This is a genomic window from Nonomuraea insulae (genome assembly GCF_042656245.1).
This window is the reverse complement of the sequence record NZ_JBHSPA010000065.1, coordinates 1-14,744: the sequence shown is the minus strand read 5'-3', so window position 1 is coordinate 14,744 and position 14,744 is coordinate 1. Positions and strand designations below refer to the sequence as shown.

Here is a 14,744-nt window from a genome sequence, read left to right as displayed (position 1 = left end):
AACAGACCGATAGGCGCACTCGGTCGTAGCGGGGGGCAACCTCGGGGGCGGGAGCGGCTTCACGACGGCCAAGCGGCGCATCACCACGCGCGGAATTGGACTTGATGGATGAGCTCGCCCCCACCGATTCGCACCAAGCTGCTCAGGATCCTCCTGCTTCCGCTGGTCTCCATGGTGGCGTTATGGGGGTTCATCGCCTATTCCAGCGTGGATGAGATCGTCACGGTCTCCCAGACGCAGGACCGGTGGGAGGCCATCGGGGCGCCGGTGCTGCAACTGATCGTCGAGCTGCAGCAGGAACGGCAGCTCTCGGCCGAGGCGCCGGGCAACACCGCGAACTACGCTCCGCTCGCTGAGCAGCGGCGGGTCACCGACGCCCAGACCGCGCGCCTGCGCCAGATCATCGGCACCATCGACGTCGAGGCCGCGGGCGGCGAGACCCCGGACCAGGTCAAGGCCATGGTGGCGGCGCTCGACGGGTTGCAGGCGCTGCGCGCCTCCGCCGACGGCGGCGTGCTGGCGCCGCCGCTGACCATCATCCAGGCGTACGACAACCTGATCGCCGTGGCCAACCGGCAGTTCGGCGACCGCGACGTGCTGAGCGACGTCTCGTCCTTCCGCGGGGTGCGCGGCATGGCGTCCTTCAGCGCCACGGCGGAGTACCTCGGCCGGGAGCACGCCGTGCTCACCACCACGATCGTGCACCGCAACATGACCGCCACCGACCGCGCCGCGTTCGTGGCCGCGATGGCCAGCCGCCGGCTCGTCTTCGCCAACGCCGAGCGCGACGTCGGGCCGGAGTTGCGCCCCGACTACGACCGGCTGGTGGCCAGCGACCCGTACAAGCGGCTGGTCGCGGTGGAGGACGAGCTGTTCAGCTGGGACACCGACGGTGAGCCGCCGGTGAGCGCGACCGAGTGGCACCGCGACGCCGAGGCGATCATCGGCGGGATCAACCGGGACACGCAGACGGAGCTGGCCCGGGTCTCGGCGGCGGCCGAGGGGCAGAAGACCGGGGCGTACTGGCGGATCGGGCTGGTCCTGGTCCTCGGCCTGGTCGTGGTGATCGGGTCGCTGGCGCTGTCGTACCGGTTCGGCCGGTCCCTGGTCGCCGAGCTCAGGCGGCTGCAGGGCACGGCGGTGGAGCTGGCAGAGCAGCGGCTGCCCCGCCTGGTCGAGCGGCTGCGCCGCGGCGAGGACGTGGACCCCGCCACCGAGGCCCCCGCGCTCGACCCGGCCGACACCGCCGAGGTCGATCGCGTGGTGAACGCCTTCGCGGCCGTGCAACGTACGGCGGTCGAGGCGGCCGTCGGCCAGGCGGCCCTGCGCAAGGGCGTCGGCCAGGTCTTCCTCAACCTGGCCCGGCGCAACCAGACGCTGCTGCACCGCCAGCTCACCCTGCTCGACACCATGGAGCGCCGGGTGGAGGAGCCGGAGGTCCTGGAGGACCTGTTCAAGCTCGACCACCTGACCACCCGCATGCGGCGGCACGCGGAGAACCTGATCATCCTGTCCGACTCCTCCCCCGCGCGCCGCTGGCGCGACCCGGTGCCGCTGTTCGACGTGGTTCGCGCGGCCGTGCTGGAGGTCGAGGACTACACCCGCGTCACCGTCGCGCCGATGCCGGACGCCCCGCTGCTGATCGGCGCCGCCGTGACCGACGTGATCCACCTGGTGGCCGAGCTGGTGGAGAACGCGGCCGTCTTCTCCCCGCCGAACACGACCGTGCACGTGCGCGGCGTGGTCGCGGCCAACGGGCTGGCCCTCGAAGTGGAGGACCGGGGCCTGGGGCTGAACGACGCCACGCTCGCCGAGCTCAACACCCGGCTGGCGGACCTGCCGGAGTTCGACCTGGCCGACACCGACCGGCTCGGGCTGTTCGTGGTGGCCCGGCTCGCCATCCGCCACGGGATCAAGATCCTGCTGCGGCGCTCCCCGTACGACGGGACCACCGCGATCGTGCTCCTGCCCTCCACCCTGCTCGCCGGCCCCGAGCCCGCGGCCGTGGGGGCGCCGGCGCAGCGCCTGAGCCTCAGCTCGACCCGGCCGGTACGCGGAACCTGGTTCGACGCCGACCCCGCACTGACATCGATGCCGGAGCCGAGTCCCGTGACCGACCCCTTCCCCCCGCAACCGAGCGGCCCGATGCCGAACCCGATGCCGAACCCGATGCCGAACCCGATGCCGAACCCGGTGCCGGCACAGGTTCCCGGGCCCGCCATTCCCTCGGGGCCACCCGCCGGCTGGAGCGTCACCGTTCCCGCCCAGGAGGCCGACGAGGACCTGGACGGGCTGCCCATGCGGATACCGCAGGCCAGCCTGGCTCCCCAGCTGCGTACCGACGGGCGCTCGGAACGGCGCGCGACCCCGGAACGTTCTCCTGAGGAGCTCGCACAGCTCATGTCGTCCATGCAACGCGGCTGGCAGCAGGGTCGTCAGCAGTCGAAGCAGGAGCGAGACATGTGGAATCGAAAGGACGACCAAGCCGATGCCTGACCCCAGAAGTGAACTGAGCTGGCTGCTCGACGACCTCATCCAGCGTGTGCCGGGCATCCGGCACGCCATCGTGCTGTCCTCGGACGGACTCTCCATGGGCAGTTCGCGGGAGCTGACCAGGGAGGACGCCGAGCACCTGTCCGCCATCTCCGCCGGCAGCCACAGCCTCGCCATGGGGGCGGGGCGGCACTTCGCCCTGGGCGGCGTACGGCAGACGATCATCGAGATGGACGAGGGCTTCCTGTTCGTCACCGCCGCCGGCCAGGGGGCCAGGCTGGCCGTGCTCGCGACGGCCGACGCCGAGCTGGGGATGGTCACGTACGAGATGGCGCTGATGGTCAAGCGCGTCGGCGAGCACCTCTCCTCGCATCCGAGGGGAGCGGCACCGGCACCGGCCTGGAACGGCGTGAGGCCGTGACCGGAGAGGATCCAGGGCCACTCATCCGGCTGTACGGTCTGACCGGCGGCCGGGCGCACATCCAGGGCGAGGCGTTCGACCTGGTGGCCATCGTCACGACGGCCGGCGACGCCGGCGACCCCGGGGACCTGATCCCGGAGCACCGCACCGTGTTGTCGCTGTGCCGCAAGCCCACGCCGGTGGCGGACGTCGCCGCGCACCTCAGGCTGCCGCTCAACATCACCCGGGTGATCCTGGGCGACCTGCGGCGAGAGGGCCTCGTCACCATCGACCGCCCGCGCCCTGTCGCGCAGACGGTCGACGAACGCATCTACAGGGAAGTGCTGCATGGGCTACGCAGTCTCTGAGCCGGGCACGACCACGGTCACCTCGGCCCTGGCCATCAAGATCCTCATCGCCGGGGGCTTCGGCGTCGGCAAGACGACCATGGTCGGCACGATCAGCGAGATCCGGCCGCTGCACACCGAGGAGTTGCTGAGCGATCGCGGCATCGGGGTGGACGACATCTCGGGCGTGGAGTCCAAGGTCACGACCACGGTGGCGCTGGACTTCGGCCGCATCACCATCCGCGAGGGGTTGTGGCTGTACCTGTTCGGCACACCCGGGCAGGACCGCTTCTGGTTCATGTGGGACGAGCTGGCCCTGGGCGCGCTCGGGGCCGTCGTGCTCGCCGACACGCGCCGCCTGCAGGACTCCTTCCCCGCGGTGGACTACTTCGAGCAGCGCGGGATCCCGTTCGTGGTGGCGGTCAACTGCTTCGACGGCGCCCGCAGGTACGACCCGGCCAAGGTGCGGCGGGCGCTCGGGCTGACCGAGGGCATCCCGATCGTCATGTGCGACGTACGCAGTCGCGGGTCGGTGAAGGAGGTGCTGACCGCGCTGGTCACGTACGCGGTCAAGGGCGTCTAGCGATACGGCATGTTTGGGCGGCCCTCGCCGGGCACCTAAGAGTCTCATGGCCACCGGCGCCGCCTTCCCGACCACCTGCGCGGCGCCGGTGCGCCGTTTCGCCTGGAGTGCCCCGGGTAGGAGGTTCACCCAGGTCATCACGGCAATCCCCCTTCGCGTGAGGAGGGGGCGTGAGCGAGATCCACGGAGTGTGCGAGCCCCGCTTCGGCGCCGTGCGCGAGGCGTTCGAGCGCAACTTCGGTGAAGGCCGTGAGCTGGGCGCCTCGGTGGCCGTCTACCAGCGCGGGCGGGCGGTCGTGGACCTGTGGGGCGGGCGGGCGAGCCAGGCGGACGAGTGGCGGCAGGACACGATCGCGCTGCTGGCCTCCGCCACCAAAGGACTGGTCGCCGCCGCCGCGATGTTGCTGGTCGATCGCGGGGTGCTCGACCTCGACGCCCCGGTGGCGGAGTACTGGCCCGAGTTCGCGGCCGGGGGCAAGGAGCGGATTCCGCTGCGGTGGGTGCTGGGGCACCGGTCGGGAGTGGTGACCGTGAATCCGCCGCTGACCCTGGCCGATCTCGAGCAGGGCGGCGCGGTGAGCGAGGCGCTGGCGGCGGCGAGGCCCGCGTGGCGGCCTGGGCGGGCGCACGGGTACCACTGCCTGACCATGGGGTGGCTGGTCGGCGAGGTCGTCCAGCGCGTCACCGGGCTCTCGGTCGGGCGGTACTTCGCCAAGGAGATCGCCGCTCCGCTGGGCCTCGACCTGTACATCGGGCCGCCCGGCGGCAAGGACCTGGCCGACCTCGTGCCGCCGACCGAGGCGCAGCTCCTCCAGGGCCGGGCCAATCCCGAGCTGGCCGGGCTGAACAGGGCGATCTGCGATCCCGCGTCGCTCTTCCACCGCTCGACGTTCGGCAGCCTCGCCCTGACCGGCAACCCCCTCGCGGGCATGCCCCAGGCCGAGATCCCCTCCTGCGGCGGCGCGGGCAACGCCGCCGGGCTCGCCCGGCTCTACGCCGCGCTCATCGGCGAGGTGGACGGCGTACGGCTGCTGCGCCCGGAGACGGCGGACCGGGCCAGGACCGTCGAGGCCGCCGGGATGGACCTCGTCCTGCGCTGCCACACCGCCTACGGCCGCGGCTTCATGCTTCCCGGCGGCCCCATGTGGCCCGGCGACTGCTCCCCCACCGCCTTCGGCCACGCCGGCGTCACCGGCGTCTTCGCCTACGCCGACCCCGACCACGACCTGGGCTTCGCCTACGTGCCCAACCGCATGACCGAGCTCATCGAGGGCGGCGACGACCGGGTCAGGCGCCTCATCGAGGCCACCCACCGCTGCGCGGCCCGCCAGGGGTAGGCGCGATCAGCACTGGGCCCGCCAGAAGTAGGCACGGTCAGCAGCGGGCCCGTCAGAGGTGGGCCTACCTCTGACGGTGGGCCCACCAGAAGTAGGCCCGTCAGAGGTAGGCGCCGTCCGCGCCGGGCCCCGCCGGCGGCTGGTCCTGGTGACCCGCCCGCTGGAGGCTGATCCCGATCCTGATGCCCTGGAAGACGCCTTCCAGCCAGCCCACGAGCTGACTCTGCGCGATCCTGATCTCCGCCTGGCTGAGCGTGGTCTCGGACTGCTGGGGCAGCAGGCGGTTCAGCTCGTCACGCAGCTCGGGCGCCACCGCGTTGCCGATCTCCTCGACCACCCGCGTGTGAATGTGCCGCAACTGGTCGCGGGCGTGCTCGTCGAGCGGGAGCCCGCGGGCCTCGTCCAGCAGCGAGCGTGCCATGGTGCTCACGCGCAGCAGCCTCGCGGGCTCCTTCACGCGTCCGATCTCTGCTTCGACGGCTTCCAGCGGGTCGGGATCGGGCGTTGATGTCATGTCGGCGTCCTGTGGGCTCGAAAGCGTGGTCACGAGCCTCCTGCCCACGTTCGCCCAGCTCACGCCACTGATCACGCCACTGATCACGGCTGGAGGGGCAGTTCGTCCAGGATCGTGGCGGCCAGCTCGCGCGCGGGCCGCTCGTATGCGCGGGCCAGCGTGCGGAAGACCTGTTCTGCCCGGATCGCGGGCCAGTCCGGTGGCAGGTGCTCGGCGGGCAGGTGCGGGTCCTGCCGGACGAGCTGCAGCCAGTCGGTGTGCAGCAGGAGCTGGCGGGCCAGGTCGTCGGGCAGCCCGAGTTGCGGGCCCGTGGTGTCCCAGCGTTCGAGGAAGGCGTGGTAGCGGGCGGCGATCTGCTCGGTGTCGAACGCCCTGCTGACGAGGTCGGCCGTCTCGGTCGGCTCGGCGGCGCGGGCGGCCAGCACGGTGACGTGGTCGCGCAGGCCCAGCTCGGCGACCACGGCGCTCACGTCCTTGGTGCCCGGCGCGATCCACATGCCGCTCTGCAGGTGGCCGAAGCCGGCCCAGATGAGCCGGGAGCGCAGGTCGTGGCGGGTGCTGCGGAGGCTGTCGGGCAGGGAGAAGCCGACCAGCGTCCAGGCGCCGTCCCAGTCGCGGTTGACCGCGCCGGTCTCCCAGACGCGCCGCCGGCCGTCCTCCAGGACGTCCTCGGCGTGCGAGGTGAGCCCGACGTACGTCCTGCGCCCCTGCCGGTGCCTGGCCAGCAGCCCCCGTTTGGCCATGCGGGTGAGCGTGGAGCGCACCGCCTCCTCCGTCACGCCGAGGCGGGCGAAGACGTCGATGACGCTGCCGGAGTAGACGGCGACGTCACGGCCCAGCACGTAGACGCCGAGGAAGCTGAACATCAACGACTGAGGCCTCGTGGACGGGGACTGCGGCGGGTCGTCTCCCTCGCGGAAAGTCACGAACCGAGGGTAGACGGATTCGAGTTACTGGGCAAAACTGTGACGCAAGTCGAAAGACTGCCCTACGTTCTGCATCGAGGTGACGTTCATGGATCTGTCAGGGAAGGTGACCGTGGTCACCGGGGCCGGCCGCGGTCTCGGCCGCGCATACGCCGAGGCGCTGGCCGCGGCCGGCGCGGCCGTCGTCGTCAACGACGTGGACGGCGAGGCGGCGGCCGGCACGGCCGGCGCCATCACGGGCCGCGGCGGCCGGGCGGTCGTGGCGGCCGGGGCGGTGGGCGGCAGCGAGGTCGCCGAGCGGCTGGTGGACACGGCCGTGGCGGAGTTCGGGCGGCTGGATGTGATGGTGACCAACGCGGGCGTGCTGCGCGACCGGGTGTTGTGGAAGATGTCGGACGACGACTTCGACACGGTGGTCGGGGTGCACCTGCGCGGCACGTTCACCTGCGCCAGGGCGGCGGCGGTGCGGATGCGCGAGCAGGGCTCGGGCGGGCGGCTGATCCTCATCTCGTCACCGGCCGGGCAGCGCGGCAACTTCGGCCAGACGAACTACGCCGCCGCCAAGGCCGGCATCGTGGCGATGGCCCGTACGTGGGCGATGGAGCTGGCCAGGGCCGGCGTCACGGTCAACGCGGTCGTGCCGGTGGCCGTCACCGACATGACCAGGACGATCCCCGCCTTCGCCCCGGTCCTGGAGGAGGCCGAGCGCACCGGCGGGCCGCTGCCCGGCTGGTTGCGCAGGGACGAGGGCATGGGCACGGTCGAGGACGTGGCCGGGCTGATCGTCTACCTCGCCTCGGACGCCTCCGCCGGGGTGACCGGGCAGGCCATCGGCGTCGGCGGCGACAAGCTCGCCCTGTGGTCGCACCCCGCGGAGAAGAGCGCCGTGTTCGCCGGCGGCGGCTGGAGCGCCGAGGCGATCGCCGCCGCCTGGAGCACCTTCGAGCCGGAGACCTACGGCATCCCCGCCCCGAAGGCCCCCATCGCATGAACCTCGACGAACTGATCGCGATCGACGTCCACACCCACGCCGAGATCTCCAAGGACGGCCACAGCTCGCTCAGTCCTGAGCTGTTCGGCGCGTCGGCCGACTACTTCGGCTCGCACGAGCGGCCGACGATCGACCAGATGGCCGCGTACTACCGCGAGCGCAGGATCGCCGCGGTGGTGTTCACCGTGGACGCCGAGCACGCCACCGGCCACCCCCGCATCTCCAACGAGGAGGTCGCCGAGGGCTGCGCGGCGCACCCTGACGTGCTGATCCCGTTCGCCGGCGTGGACCCGTGGAAGGGCCGGGCGGGCGCGCGGGAGGCCCGCCGCCTGGTCGAGGAGCACGGTGTACGCGGCTTCAAGTTCCACCCCAGCATCCAGGGCTTCGACCCGAACGACCCGATGGCCTACCCCCTGTACGAGGTGATCGAGGAGCTCGGCTCGGTCGCCCTGTTCCACACCGGGCAGACCGGCATCGGCGCGGGCGTGCCCGGCGGGGCCGGCATCCGGCTGAAGCACTCCAACCCGATGCTGGTCGACGACGTGGCCGTGGACTTCCCGCACCTGAAGATCATCCTGGCGCACCCGTCGTTCCCCTGGCAGGACGAGGCCCTGGCGGTCGCCACGCACAAGCCGTCGGTGTACATCGACCTGTCCGGCTGGTCCCCGAAGTATTTCCCGCCGCAGCTCGTCCGCTACGCCAACAGCCTGCTCAAGGACAAGGTCCTGTTCGGCTCCGACTACCCCGTGATCAGCCCGGACCGCTGGCTGGCCGACTTCGACAAGCTCGACATCAAGCCCGAGGTCCGCCCCAAGATCCTCAAGGACAACGCCGTACGCCTGCTCGGACTCAAGGAGAGCGCCAAGTGACCACCACCGCGAACGGGCTCACCGAGCTCAAGGCCCTGGCGGGCCGGGATCTCGGGCACAGCGGCTGGCTGGAGATCGGCCAGGACCGGGTCAACACCTTCGCCGACGCCACCGGCGACCACCAGTGGATCCACACCGACGTCGAACGCGCCGCGAAAGGCCCGTTCGGCGGCACGATCGCGCACGGCTACCTCACCCTGGCGCTGCTCATCCCGCTCTTCACCGAACTGCTCGACATCCAGGGCGTGTCGATGAGCATCAACTACGGCCTGGACAAGGTGCGCTTCCCCAGCCCCGTCAAGGTCGGCGCGCGGGTACGGCTGGCCGCCCAGGTCGCCTCCGTGGAGGACGTGCCCGGGGACGGGGTGCAGATGCTCATGGACTTCACCCTGGAGATCGACGGCTCGCCCAAACCCGCCATCGCCGCCCGTGCCATCTACCGCCACTACGCCTGACCGGGACCCCGCGCCTGGCCCGCGATTTCCGCCTGTCAGGCCGAGACGGCCGCCCGGCCCGCGCCGGCCAGGATGGCCCCGTACTGGAGGGACACCAGGTGCCGGATCGGGATCGTCTCGCCGGACGCGGTCGCCTCGGCCTCGGCGCACCACGCCTCGTACGTGCGGGCCAGCTCGCGTGTCCCCGCCCTGATGGCCGACGTGCCGTTGCCCACGGCGAGCTCGCCCTCCAGCGCCCGCAGCAACATCCCGCCGAACCTGAGCCGCACGCTGTGCACCGTGTCCGCGCACGAGGCCACCTCGGCGACCGTGGCGGGCCGGTCGTTCTCGGCGGCCCCGGCCCGGTGCGCGTGCGTGTCCGCCATCCCGGCCACCATGGGGATGAAGCACTTGCTCGCGCGCAGGAACGGCGAGCTGGTGACCAGGTCGGGTGAGACCGCGGCCAGCACCCCTTCCAGGAGCTCCGAGGTGGTGCGCAGGTCCGCCGCGTGCGCTTGCACCACGTCGCGGTAGACCTTTCCAGCCGGGCCGGTGTCGCCCGCGGAGGCGTCGGTCCAGTAGGGGACCTCGGCGGTCAGGCCCAGCGTGCCGTACTTCTTGATGTAGGAGTCGCTGGCGGCGCCGCCGATGTGCTCCAGGGGGTCCTGGCCGAGCGCCTCCAGGTAGTCGTAGGCGTCCTCCATGGCGGGGGTCAGGTAGACGGCCTGTTCGAGCTGCTTGACGGACGGGTGCTCGGCCTCCCCCGCGTGCAGCGGCACGCCGTACAGGGCGGGCAGGGAGGTGAGCAGCTCTTGGAGCTCGGGCTCGGGCCGGGTCAGGTAGTAGAAGACGCCGCCGGACTCGCCGTTGTGCAGGGTGGTCATGAACGCCGGGCGGGTCTCGTCGATCAGCCGCATCAGGGCGAGCGTCTCGGGGAGCACGCGGTCGAAGTACGCCCTCTTGTACGCGAACGGGAACGTCCACTCGACCTGCTCGTCACCGGCCGGCCGGTAGAAGTGCCTGCCGTAGTGCGCCCTGGTGAACGGCCCGGCGAACCAGCTCTCGTTGAGCCTGGTGCCGTCCGGGTCGAGGCAGCCCACGATGTGCCAGGTGTAGCCGGCGGAGCGGCGCAGCTCCGCGTCGGCGCACAGGCGGGCGGCGAGGTGGATGACGGTCAGGCCGCCGATGGGCTCGTTGGGGTGCGGGCCCGCGGCGACGATGGCGTGGCGGGGGCCGTCGCCCACGGTCAGGCAGAGCAGGGGGTCGCCGAGGCGGGAGGTGCCGACACGACGCAGCGTGGCCACGCCGGGATGGTCGTCCGCGAGCCGGGCGAGGCCGTCGTGGACCTCGTCGACGGTGGCGAAACGGGTGTAGTCGGGGACGGTGGCGAGTTCTTCGGTAAGACGATCGAGCACAACCCAGTGTGCACACATTTCCAGCTGATCGTCCCATGGCCGTGTACGGGCCGGTCATGGCAGGTCGGCCCGCACGCGGCGTTCCGGCGGATCAGGCCGGGAAGTCCTTCGGGTTGACGTACGTGGTCTTCGCGTTGCCGTTCCTGACCTTGTTGAGGGTCAGGGTCCAGATGGTCGCGGACCTGGACGTGGTGACGTACCTCAGGCGGTCGTTGAAGCGCGCGTAGGCGGGGCTCCGGGTGAACCTGCCCTTCGACACGCTGTAGCGGGTGCCGGTGGTGAAGTAGATCCGGTAGGTGCCGTCCCTGACGTCCCTGACGGTCGCGGTGGACCGGGCGCGGACGTAGACGCTGATCGCCTTGCTCTTCCCCCTGACCAGGGCGACGACCGCGTCCCTGGAGGTGCCGTTCTTGACCTTCAGGTGGCCGCGGCCACCGCTGATGCGGTCGTAGAGGATCCTGCCGTTACTCGGCCGGGCCGCCGCGGCCGACTCGGCCGACACGGTCACCGTGGTGACGGCGCTCTGGCTCGTGGCGGCGGTGGCACCGGCGGGGGCGGAGGTCAGGAGCCCGCCCGCCAGTGCCACGGCCGCCACGAGGCCGGCGCGCAGCGGGGTTCCTTCGACAAGTCTCTTCACGGTGCACAGCTCCTTCGGGAGGTATGGTCACCGTAAACATAGAAGAACCCGCGCTGATCGGACACCTGGTATCTAACAAGGTGCGGAGGCGTTCTTTCCGGTATAGCCTCACCTCTCGGCTCTGGTCAGCGCCTGTTCATGATGGGCGGGCAGGTCCCTGGCGGCGGCGCCGGCCCAGGCCACATAACCGTCCGGCCGGACCAGGATCGCCCCCGGCAGGCCGGGCACAGCCGGTCCCGTGTACCGCACGGCCTTGACCGCGTTCCCCACGCTCCGCCCGGCGGCCCCGGTCGTGTCGACCAGCAGGTGGCGTCCGTCGCGCAGCAGTTCGTACACTCGCCCTCCCTCGCACGCCAGATCCGGCATGCGGCGGCCCGTCCACGGGTGGGCGTGCCGGCTGGTGGCGGGGTAGTGGATGCCGAGGCCGGTCAGCCGCCCGGCCAGCAGGCGGCGGGACGGGCCGAACCGCAGGAGCAGCCGGATCGTCACGCCCCGCACCGCGCGGCGGATCGCCGACCGGCCGAGCACGAGCCGGTTGAAGGCGTCGGTCAGGGCGAGCACCTGCGCGCCCACCCGGTGCCGCTCGCTCTCGTAGCTGTCCAGCAGCCCGGCGGGCGCCTGTCCCCGGACGGCCGCCGCCAGCTTCCAGCCGAGGTTCATCGCGTCCTGGATCCCGGTGTTCATCCCCTGCCCGCCCAGCGGCGAGTGCACGTGAGCGGCGTCACCGGCCAGGAACAACCGGCCGGCCCGGTACCGTCTGGCCTGCCTGCGCTCACTCAGGAACCGCGAGCTCCACCGCTGCTCCAGCATCCCGAAGTCGGTCCCGGCGATCCGGCGGAAGGCGTCGCGCATCTCGGCCATCGGCAACGGCACCTCCAGCGGCACCTGCTCCCGCAGCCGATCCCAGGCGATGGCGCGGAACCAGCCGTCCCCGAACGGGATCATGAGCACCACGCCCTCGGGGCCGGTCGCCGCGAACAGCGTGTCCCCCGGCGGTTCTGTCAGCCGTACGTCGGCCAGCAGGATGTGCGTCTCGTACTGCTTGCCGGCGAAGTCGATGCCGGCCAGCTCCCGTATCTTGCTGTGCGCCCCGTCGCAGCCGACGACGTACTCGGCCGTCTCCGTACGGCCGTCGGCGAGCTCCACCACCACGCCGCGAGCGTCCTGCCGCAGCCCGGTGACCTCGGCTCCCCGGACGATCTCCACGCCCAGCTCATGGGCACGCGCCTCCAGCACCCGCTCGGTGCCGCTCTGCGGCACGATCAGGAGCATCGGGTAGCGGGTCTCCAGCTTCCGCAGATCCAGCGTGGCGCCTGGGACGGGCTGGAGCCCGCGAATGGGCACGCCGTGCGGCATCAGGTCGTCCGCCAGGCCTCTGGCGTCGAGGAGTTCGAGCGTACGGGCGTGCACGGCGAACGCCCGGGTGATGTTGGGCTGCTCGGCACGCCGTTCCAGCAACCGGCAGCGGACACCGGCCTGGGCGAGCTCGCACGCCAGCATGAGGCCGGTCGGTCCTGCGCCTACGACGATCACGTCGGTCGGGTTCATCACGGATCTTCCCTCCGGTTCGGTCCCACCACCGTGCGCCCGGCACGAGGTCACTCGAATCGGTGAAGTACACAGTGCTACCCACGGTGGGGCCGCCAGGAACAACCGGTGGCCCCGCGACGCCGTCGGCCGGCTCCGGCGGATCAGGAGTGGCGGGACCGGTGAAACCACGGATGCGAGCCGCTCCTGGCCGGGCGCAGAGTCGTCCGATGCGGCATGACGAGACGGTGCTCACGGTGGCCGGCTCCCTCGTCCGGGCCTATCGCGCGGGTACGGGCCCGGAGCTGGTGCTCCTGCACGGCGGTGGGGCGGACGACGCGCGGCGGGCGTGGGAGCCGGTCTGGACGGCCCTCACCGGGCACGCGCGGGTGACGGCGCCCGACCTGCCCGGGTACGGGGGCACGCCGCTGGGGACGACCGTGCCCACCGTGGCCGGGTACGCGTCGTGGCTGGGCGCGTTCCTCGACGCCTGCGCTCTCGGCCCGGTCACGCTCGCGGGGCTGTCCTTAGGCGGCAGAATCGCCCTGCGAACGGCTCTGGCCATGCCGGAGCGGGTCACCCGGCTGGCTCTCCGCGGCGTGACCGTGCCGCGTGGCGGCTCCCGCGGCGAACCTGGCGGCCTCGCCTGCCCGGTGTTGCTGCTCTCCGGCCAGGCGAACCGGCTGACCCCCGGCGGCGGGGTCGTGGCGGAGCTGGTGGCGTTCCTGTCCTCGGCCGCCACCCGCCCCGGCTGAGGCAGGGGTCAACGGCCGTCGTCGAGGAGCCCGGGGTCCTCCAGGGAGAGCCGCACCAGCTCCCCCCGCGACGAGATCCCCAGCTTCACGAACACCTTGTGCAGGTGGTAGTCCACGGTGCGCGGGCTCAGGAACAGGTGCGCCGCGATCTCCCGATTGGTCCCGCCCTCCCCCACCAGCCGCGAGATCTGCAGTTCCTGCGGAGTCAGATCGGCGACCGTGCTGGGATCGCGCTTGCGGGCGGTCTCCCCGGTGGCCAGCAGCTCCGCCCGCGCGAGCTCGGCCCAGGGTGTCGCGTCGAGCCGTTCGAAGGTCTCGCACGCCAGGCGCAGGTGACGCCGCGCCTCGGCCCGCCGCCGGCGGCGGCGCAGCGTCTCGCCGAAGAGCAGGGCGGTCCTGGCGGTGTCGAAGGGGCGGCCGGCCATGGCGTGCAGCGACAGCGCCTGCGTGAAGTGGGCGTCGGCGGACTCGACCAGGCCGCGGCAGCGGGCCACCAGCGCGTGCGCCCATGGGGACCGGGCGGGGTCGGCCCAGGACTGGAGGAGGTCCAGGGCGGCCGTGGCGCGTTCTGGGCGGTCCGTGCGTACGGCGACCTCGACCAGATCGGCGGCGGCGAAGATCTTGACCACGGGGTGGCCCTCCCCCGGGCCGGCGTCGGCCAGGGCGGTCAGCCGGTCGAACGCCTCCTCCGTCCGGCCCTCGCCCAGATCGAGCAGGGCCAGCGCCCACGCCGCGATCCCGGCCGGCGGTCCGAGTCGCTGGCCGATGGCGCGGGACAGGGCGGCGGCGGCCTCCGTACGGCATTCCTCCGCCCGGCCCTGGGCGGCGGCGATCCAGGCGAGCACCGCGCGATGGTGTGCGGCGGTGTTGTCCTGGCCGGTGTCCAGCGACAGCCGCAGCCCTTCCGTCGCGGTGGCACGGGCGGCGGCGAAGCGGCCGGTCCACATCTGGAGGGCGCCGAGCGGCGCGAGCATCAGGGGGAGCACGCTGACCGCGCCGGCGGCGCGGGCGCGGACGGCGGCGGTGGTGAACAGGTCGAGCGCCGCCGCGTCGTCACCGACGAACATCGCCGCCCCGGCCACCAGGCCCAGGCTGTCCGGATCTGCCTGGGCGAGCGCGCGGCCCGCACGCAGAAAGCGGGCGGCCTGCTCGGCGTCCCCCTCCAGGAGCGCGGCCAGCCCGACCAGCAGCGTGGCCCCGGGGGCGGCGGCGCCCTCCGTCGAGGGCAGGGCCGCCAGCCGGCGCCCCGCCTCGGCCAGTCTCGGCAGGTCGGCGGCGGTCCAGGCGAGGCGGCCCGCCTCGGCCAGCATGCGGGCGGCCTGGCCGGGGTGTCGCGCGGCGATCGGCTCGGCCCCGGCGACGAGCATCGCGTACGCGGTGTCCGGACGGCCGCACAATCCCTCGATCGCCCCTCGCACATGGACGCCCCTGGCCAGGAGCAGGGGTTCGGCGGCGTACCCGGCGGCCTCGTCCAGCAGTTCGTGCGCGCGTCCCGGCTGGCCCGCCAGCCAGGCGG

General features: G+C 72.4%; 15 protein-coding genes. 9 read left to right on the top strand and 6 right to left on the bottom strand.

What is annotated here, in order from left to right; genetic code table 11:
* Positions 1–108 precede the first annotated feature (108 nt).
* The 5 genes from ACFPZ3_RS47350 (at position 109) to ACFPZ3_RS47330 (ending at position 5,160) form a co-directional block, all read left to right on the top strand.
* A complete protein-coding gene (locus tag ACFPZ3_RS47350; RefSeq protein WP_379520984.1) occupies positions 109–2,496 on the top strand; it encodes a sensor histidine kinase in 2,388 nt (795 codons plus the stop codon).
* Positions 2,489–2,914: a roadblock/LC7 domain-containing protein gene (locus tag ACFPZ3_RS47345; protein ID WP_379520983.1), complete on the top strand. Its 426-nt coding sequence runs from the start codon at positions 2,489–2,491 to the stop codon at positions 2,912–2,914. The genes ACFPZ3_RS47350 and ACFPZ3_RS47345 overlap by 8 nt, the downstream gene beginning before the upstream one ends.
* Positions 2,911–3,261: a DUF742 domain-containing protein gene (locus tag ACFPZ3_RS47340; RefSeq protein WP_379520982.1), complete on the top strand. Its 351-nt coding sequence runs from the start codon at positions 2,911–2,913 to the stop codon at positions 3,259–3,261. Before ACFPZ3_RS47345 ends, ACFPZ3_RS47340 begins: the two co-directional genes overlap by 4 nt.
* Positions 3,242–3,823 carry a GTP-binding protein gene (locus ACFPZ3_RS47335; RefSeq protein WP_379520981.1) on the top strand — a complete coding sequence of 194 codons (582 nt, stop codon included), beginning with the start codon at positions 3,242–3,244 and terminating at the stop codon, positions 3,821–3,823. Before ACFPZ3_RS47340 ends, ACFPZ3_RS47335 begins: the two co-directional genes overlap by 20 nt.
* Before the next feature lie 170 nt (positions 3,824–3,993).
* Positions 3,994–5,160 (top strand): serine hydrolase domain-containing protein, encoded by a 1,167-nt coding sequence (locus ACFPZ3_RS47330; RefSeq protein WP_379520980.1) that lies wholly within the window; start codon positions 3,994–3,996, stop codon positions 5,158–5,160.
* 100 nt (positions 5,161–5,260) lie between these two features.
* Here ACFPZ3_RS47330 and ACFPZ3_RS47325 read toward each other — a convergent pair whose 3' ends face one another.
* Together ACFPZ3_RS47325 and ACFPZ3_RS47320 are read right to left on the bottom strand one after the other, a co-directional pair.
* Complete coding sequence (locus tag ACFPZ3_RS47325) at positions 5,261–5,674, bottom strand: proteasome activator (protein WP_379520979.1); 414 nt, start codon at positions 5,672–5,674, stop codon at positions 5,261–5,263.
* An 83-nt stretch (positions 5,675–5,757) separates the two neighbouring features.
* Positions 5,758–6,600, bottom strand: coding sequence for a PaaX family transcriptional regulator (locus tag ACFPZ3_RS47320; protein ID WP_379520978.1), 843 nt, complete (start codon positions 6,598–6,600; stop codon positions 5,758–5,760).
* 88 nt (positions 6,601–6,688) lie between these two features.
* Here ACFPZ3_RS47320 and ACFPZ3_RS47315 point away from each other — a divergent pair, with 88 nt between their 5' ends.
* The 3 genes from ACFPZ3_RS47315 to ACFPZ3_RS47305 are packed head-to-tail and all read left to right on the top strand — an operon-like array spanning position 6,689 to position 8,915.
* Complete coding sequence (locus ACFPZ3_RS47315; RefSeq protein ID WP_379520977.1) at positions 6,689–7,591, top strand: SDR family oxidoreductase; 903 nt, start codon at positions 6,689–6,691, stop codon at positions 7,589–7,591.
* Complete coding sequence (locus ACFPZ3_RS47310; protein ID WP_379520976.1) at positions 7,588–8,460, top strand: amidohydrolase family protein; 873 nt, start codon at positions 7,588–7,590, stop codon at positions 8,458–8,460. The genes ACFPZ3_RS47315 and ACFPZ3_RS47310 overlap by 4 nt, the downstream gene beginning before the upstream one ends.
* Positions 8,457–8,915, top strand: a complete 459-nt coding sequence (locus ACFPZ3_RS47305; RefSeq protein WP_379520975.1) for a MaoC family dehydratase — start codon at positions 8,457–8,459, stop codon at positions 8,913–8,915. Before ACFPZ3_RS47310 ends, ACFPZ3_RS47305 begins: the two co-directional genes overlap by 4 nt.
* A 35-nt stretch (positions 8,916–8,950) precedes the next feature.
* Here ACFPZ3_RS47305 and ACFPZ3_RS47300 read toward each other — a convergent pair whose 3' ends face one another.
* The 3 genes from ACFPZ3_RS47300 to ACFPZ3_RS47290 form a co-directional block, all read right to left on the bottom strand.
* The gene (locus ACFPZ3_RS47300; protein ID WP_379520974.1) at positions 8,951–10,309 is read right to left on the bottom strand and encodes a M14 family zinc carboxypeptidase; all 1,359 of its coding nucleotides are present in this window, start codon (positions 10,307–10,309) and stop codon (positions 8,951–8,953) included.
* Between the two features lie 91 nt (positions 10,310–10,400).
* Positions 10,401–10,946, bottom strand: coding sequence for a hypothetical protein (locus ACFPZ3_RS47295; RefSeq protein WP_379520973.1), 546 nt, complete (start codon positions 10,944–10,946; stop codon positions 10,401–10,403).
* A gap of 108 nt (positions 10,947–11,054) precedes the next feature.
* Positions 11,055–12,494, bottom strand: coding sequence for an FAD-dependent oxidoreductase (locus tag ACFPZ3_RS47290; protein ID WP_379520972.1), 1,440 nt, complete (start codon positions 12,492–12,494; stop codon positions 11,055–11,057).
* 209 nt (positions 12,495–12,703) lie between these two features.
* Between ACFPZ3_RS47290 and ACFPZ3_RS47285 the strand changes: the two genes are divergently transcribed.
* Positions 12,704–13,228: an alpha/beta fold hydrolase gene (locus ACFPZ3_RS47285; RefSeq protein WP_379520971.1), complete on the top strand. Its 525-nt coding sequence runs from the start codon at positions 12,704–12,706 to the stop codon at positions 13,226–13,228.
* Between the two features lie 8 nt (positions 13,229–13,236).
* Here ACFPZ3_RS47285 and ACFPZ3_RS47280 read toward each other — a convergent pair.
* A partial coding sequence (locus ACFPZ3_RS47280; RefSeq protein ID WP_379520970.1) for a LuxR C-terminal-related transcriptional regulator occupies positions 13,237–14,744 on the bottom strand: 1,508 nt, incomplete at its 5' end.

What these genes read in the sequence shown, in the direction of transcription:
- ACFPZ3_RS47350 (WP_379520984.1), top strand. Translation starts at nt 109, where the DNA reads ATGAGCTCGCCCCCACCGATTCGCACCAAGCTGCTCAGGATCCTCCTG.
- ACFPZ3_RS47345 (WP_379520983.1), top strand. Translation starts at nt 2,489, where the DNA reads ATGCCTGACCCCAGAAGTGAACTGAGCTGGCTGCTCGACGACCTCATC.
- ACFPZ3_RS47335 (WP_379520981.1), top strand. Translation starts at nt 3,242, where the DNA reads ATGGGCTACGCAGTCTCTGAGCCGGGCACGACCACGGTCACCTCGGCC.
- ACFPZ3_RS47325 (WP_379520979.1), bottom strand. Translation starts at nt 5,674, where the DNA reads ATGACATCAACGCCCGATCCCGACCCGCTGGAAGCCGTCGAAGCAGAG.
- ACFPZ3_RS47315 (WP_379520977.1), top strand. Translation starts at nt 6,689, where the DNA reads ATGGATCTGTCAGGGAAGGTGACCGTGGTCACCGGGGCCGGCCGCGGT.
- ACFPZ3_RS47310 (WP_379520976.1), top strand. Translation starts at nt 7,588, where the DNA reads ATGAACCTCGACGAACTGATCGCGATCGACGTCCACACCCACGCCGAG.
- ACFPZ3_RS47290 (WP_379520972.1), bottom strand. Translation starts at nt 12,494, where the DNA reads ATGAACCCGACCGACGTGATCGTCGTAGGCGCAGGACCGACCGGCCTC.
- ACFPZ3_RS47285 (WP_379520971.1), top strand. Translation starts at nt 12,704, where the DNA reads ATGCGGCATGACGAGACGGTGCTCACGGTGGCCGGCTCCCTCGTCCGG.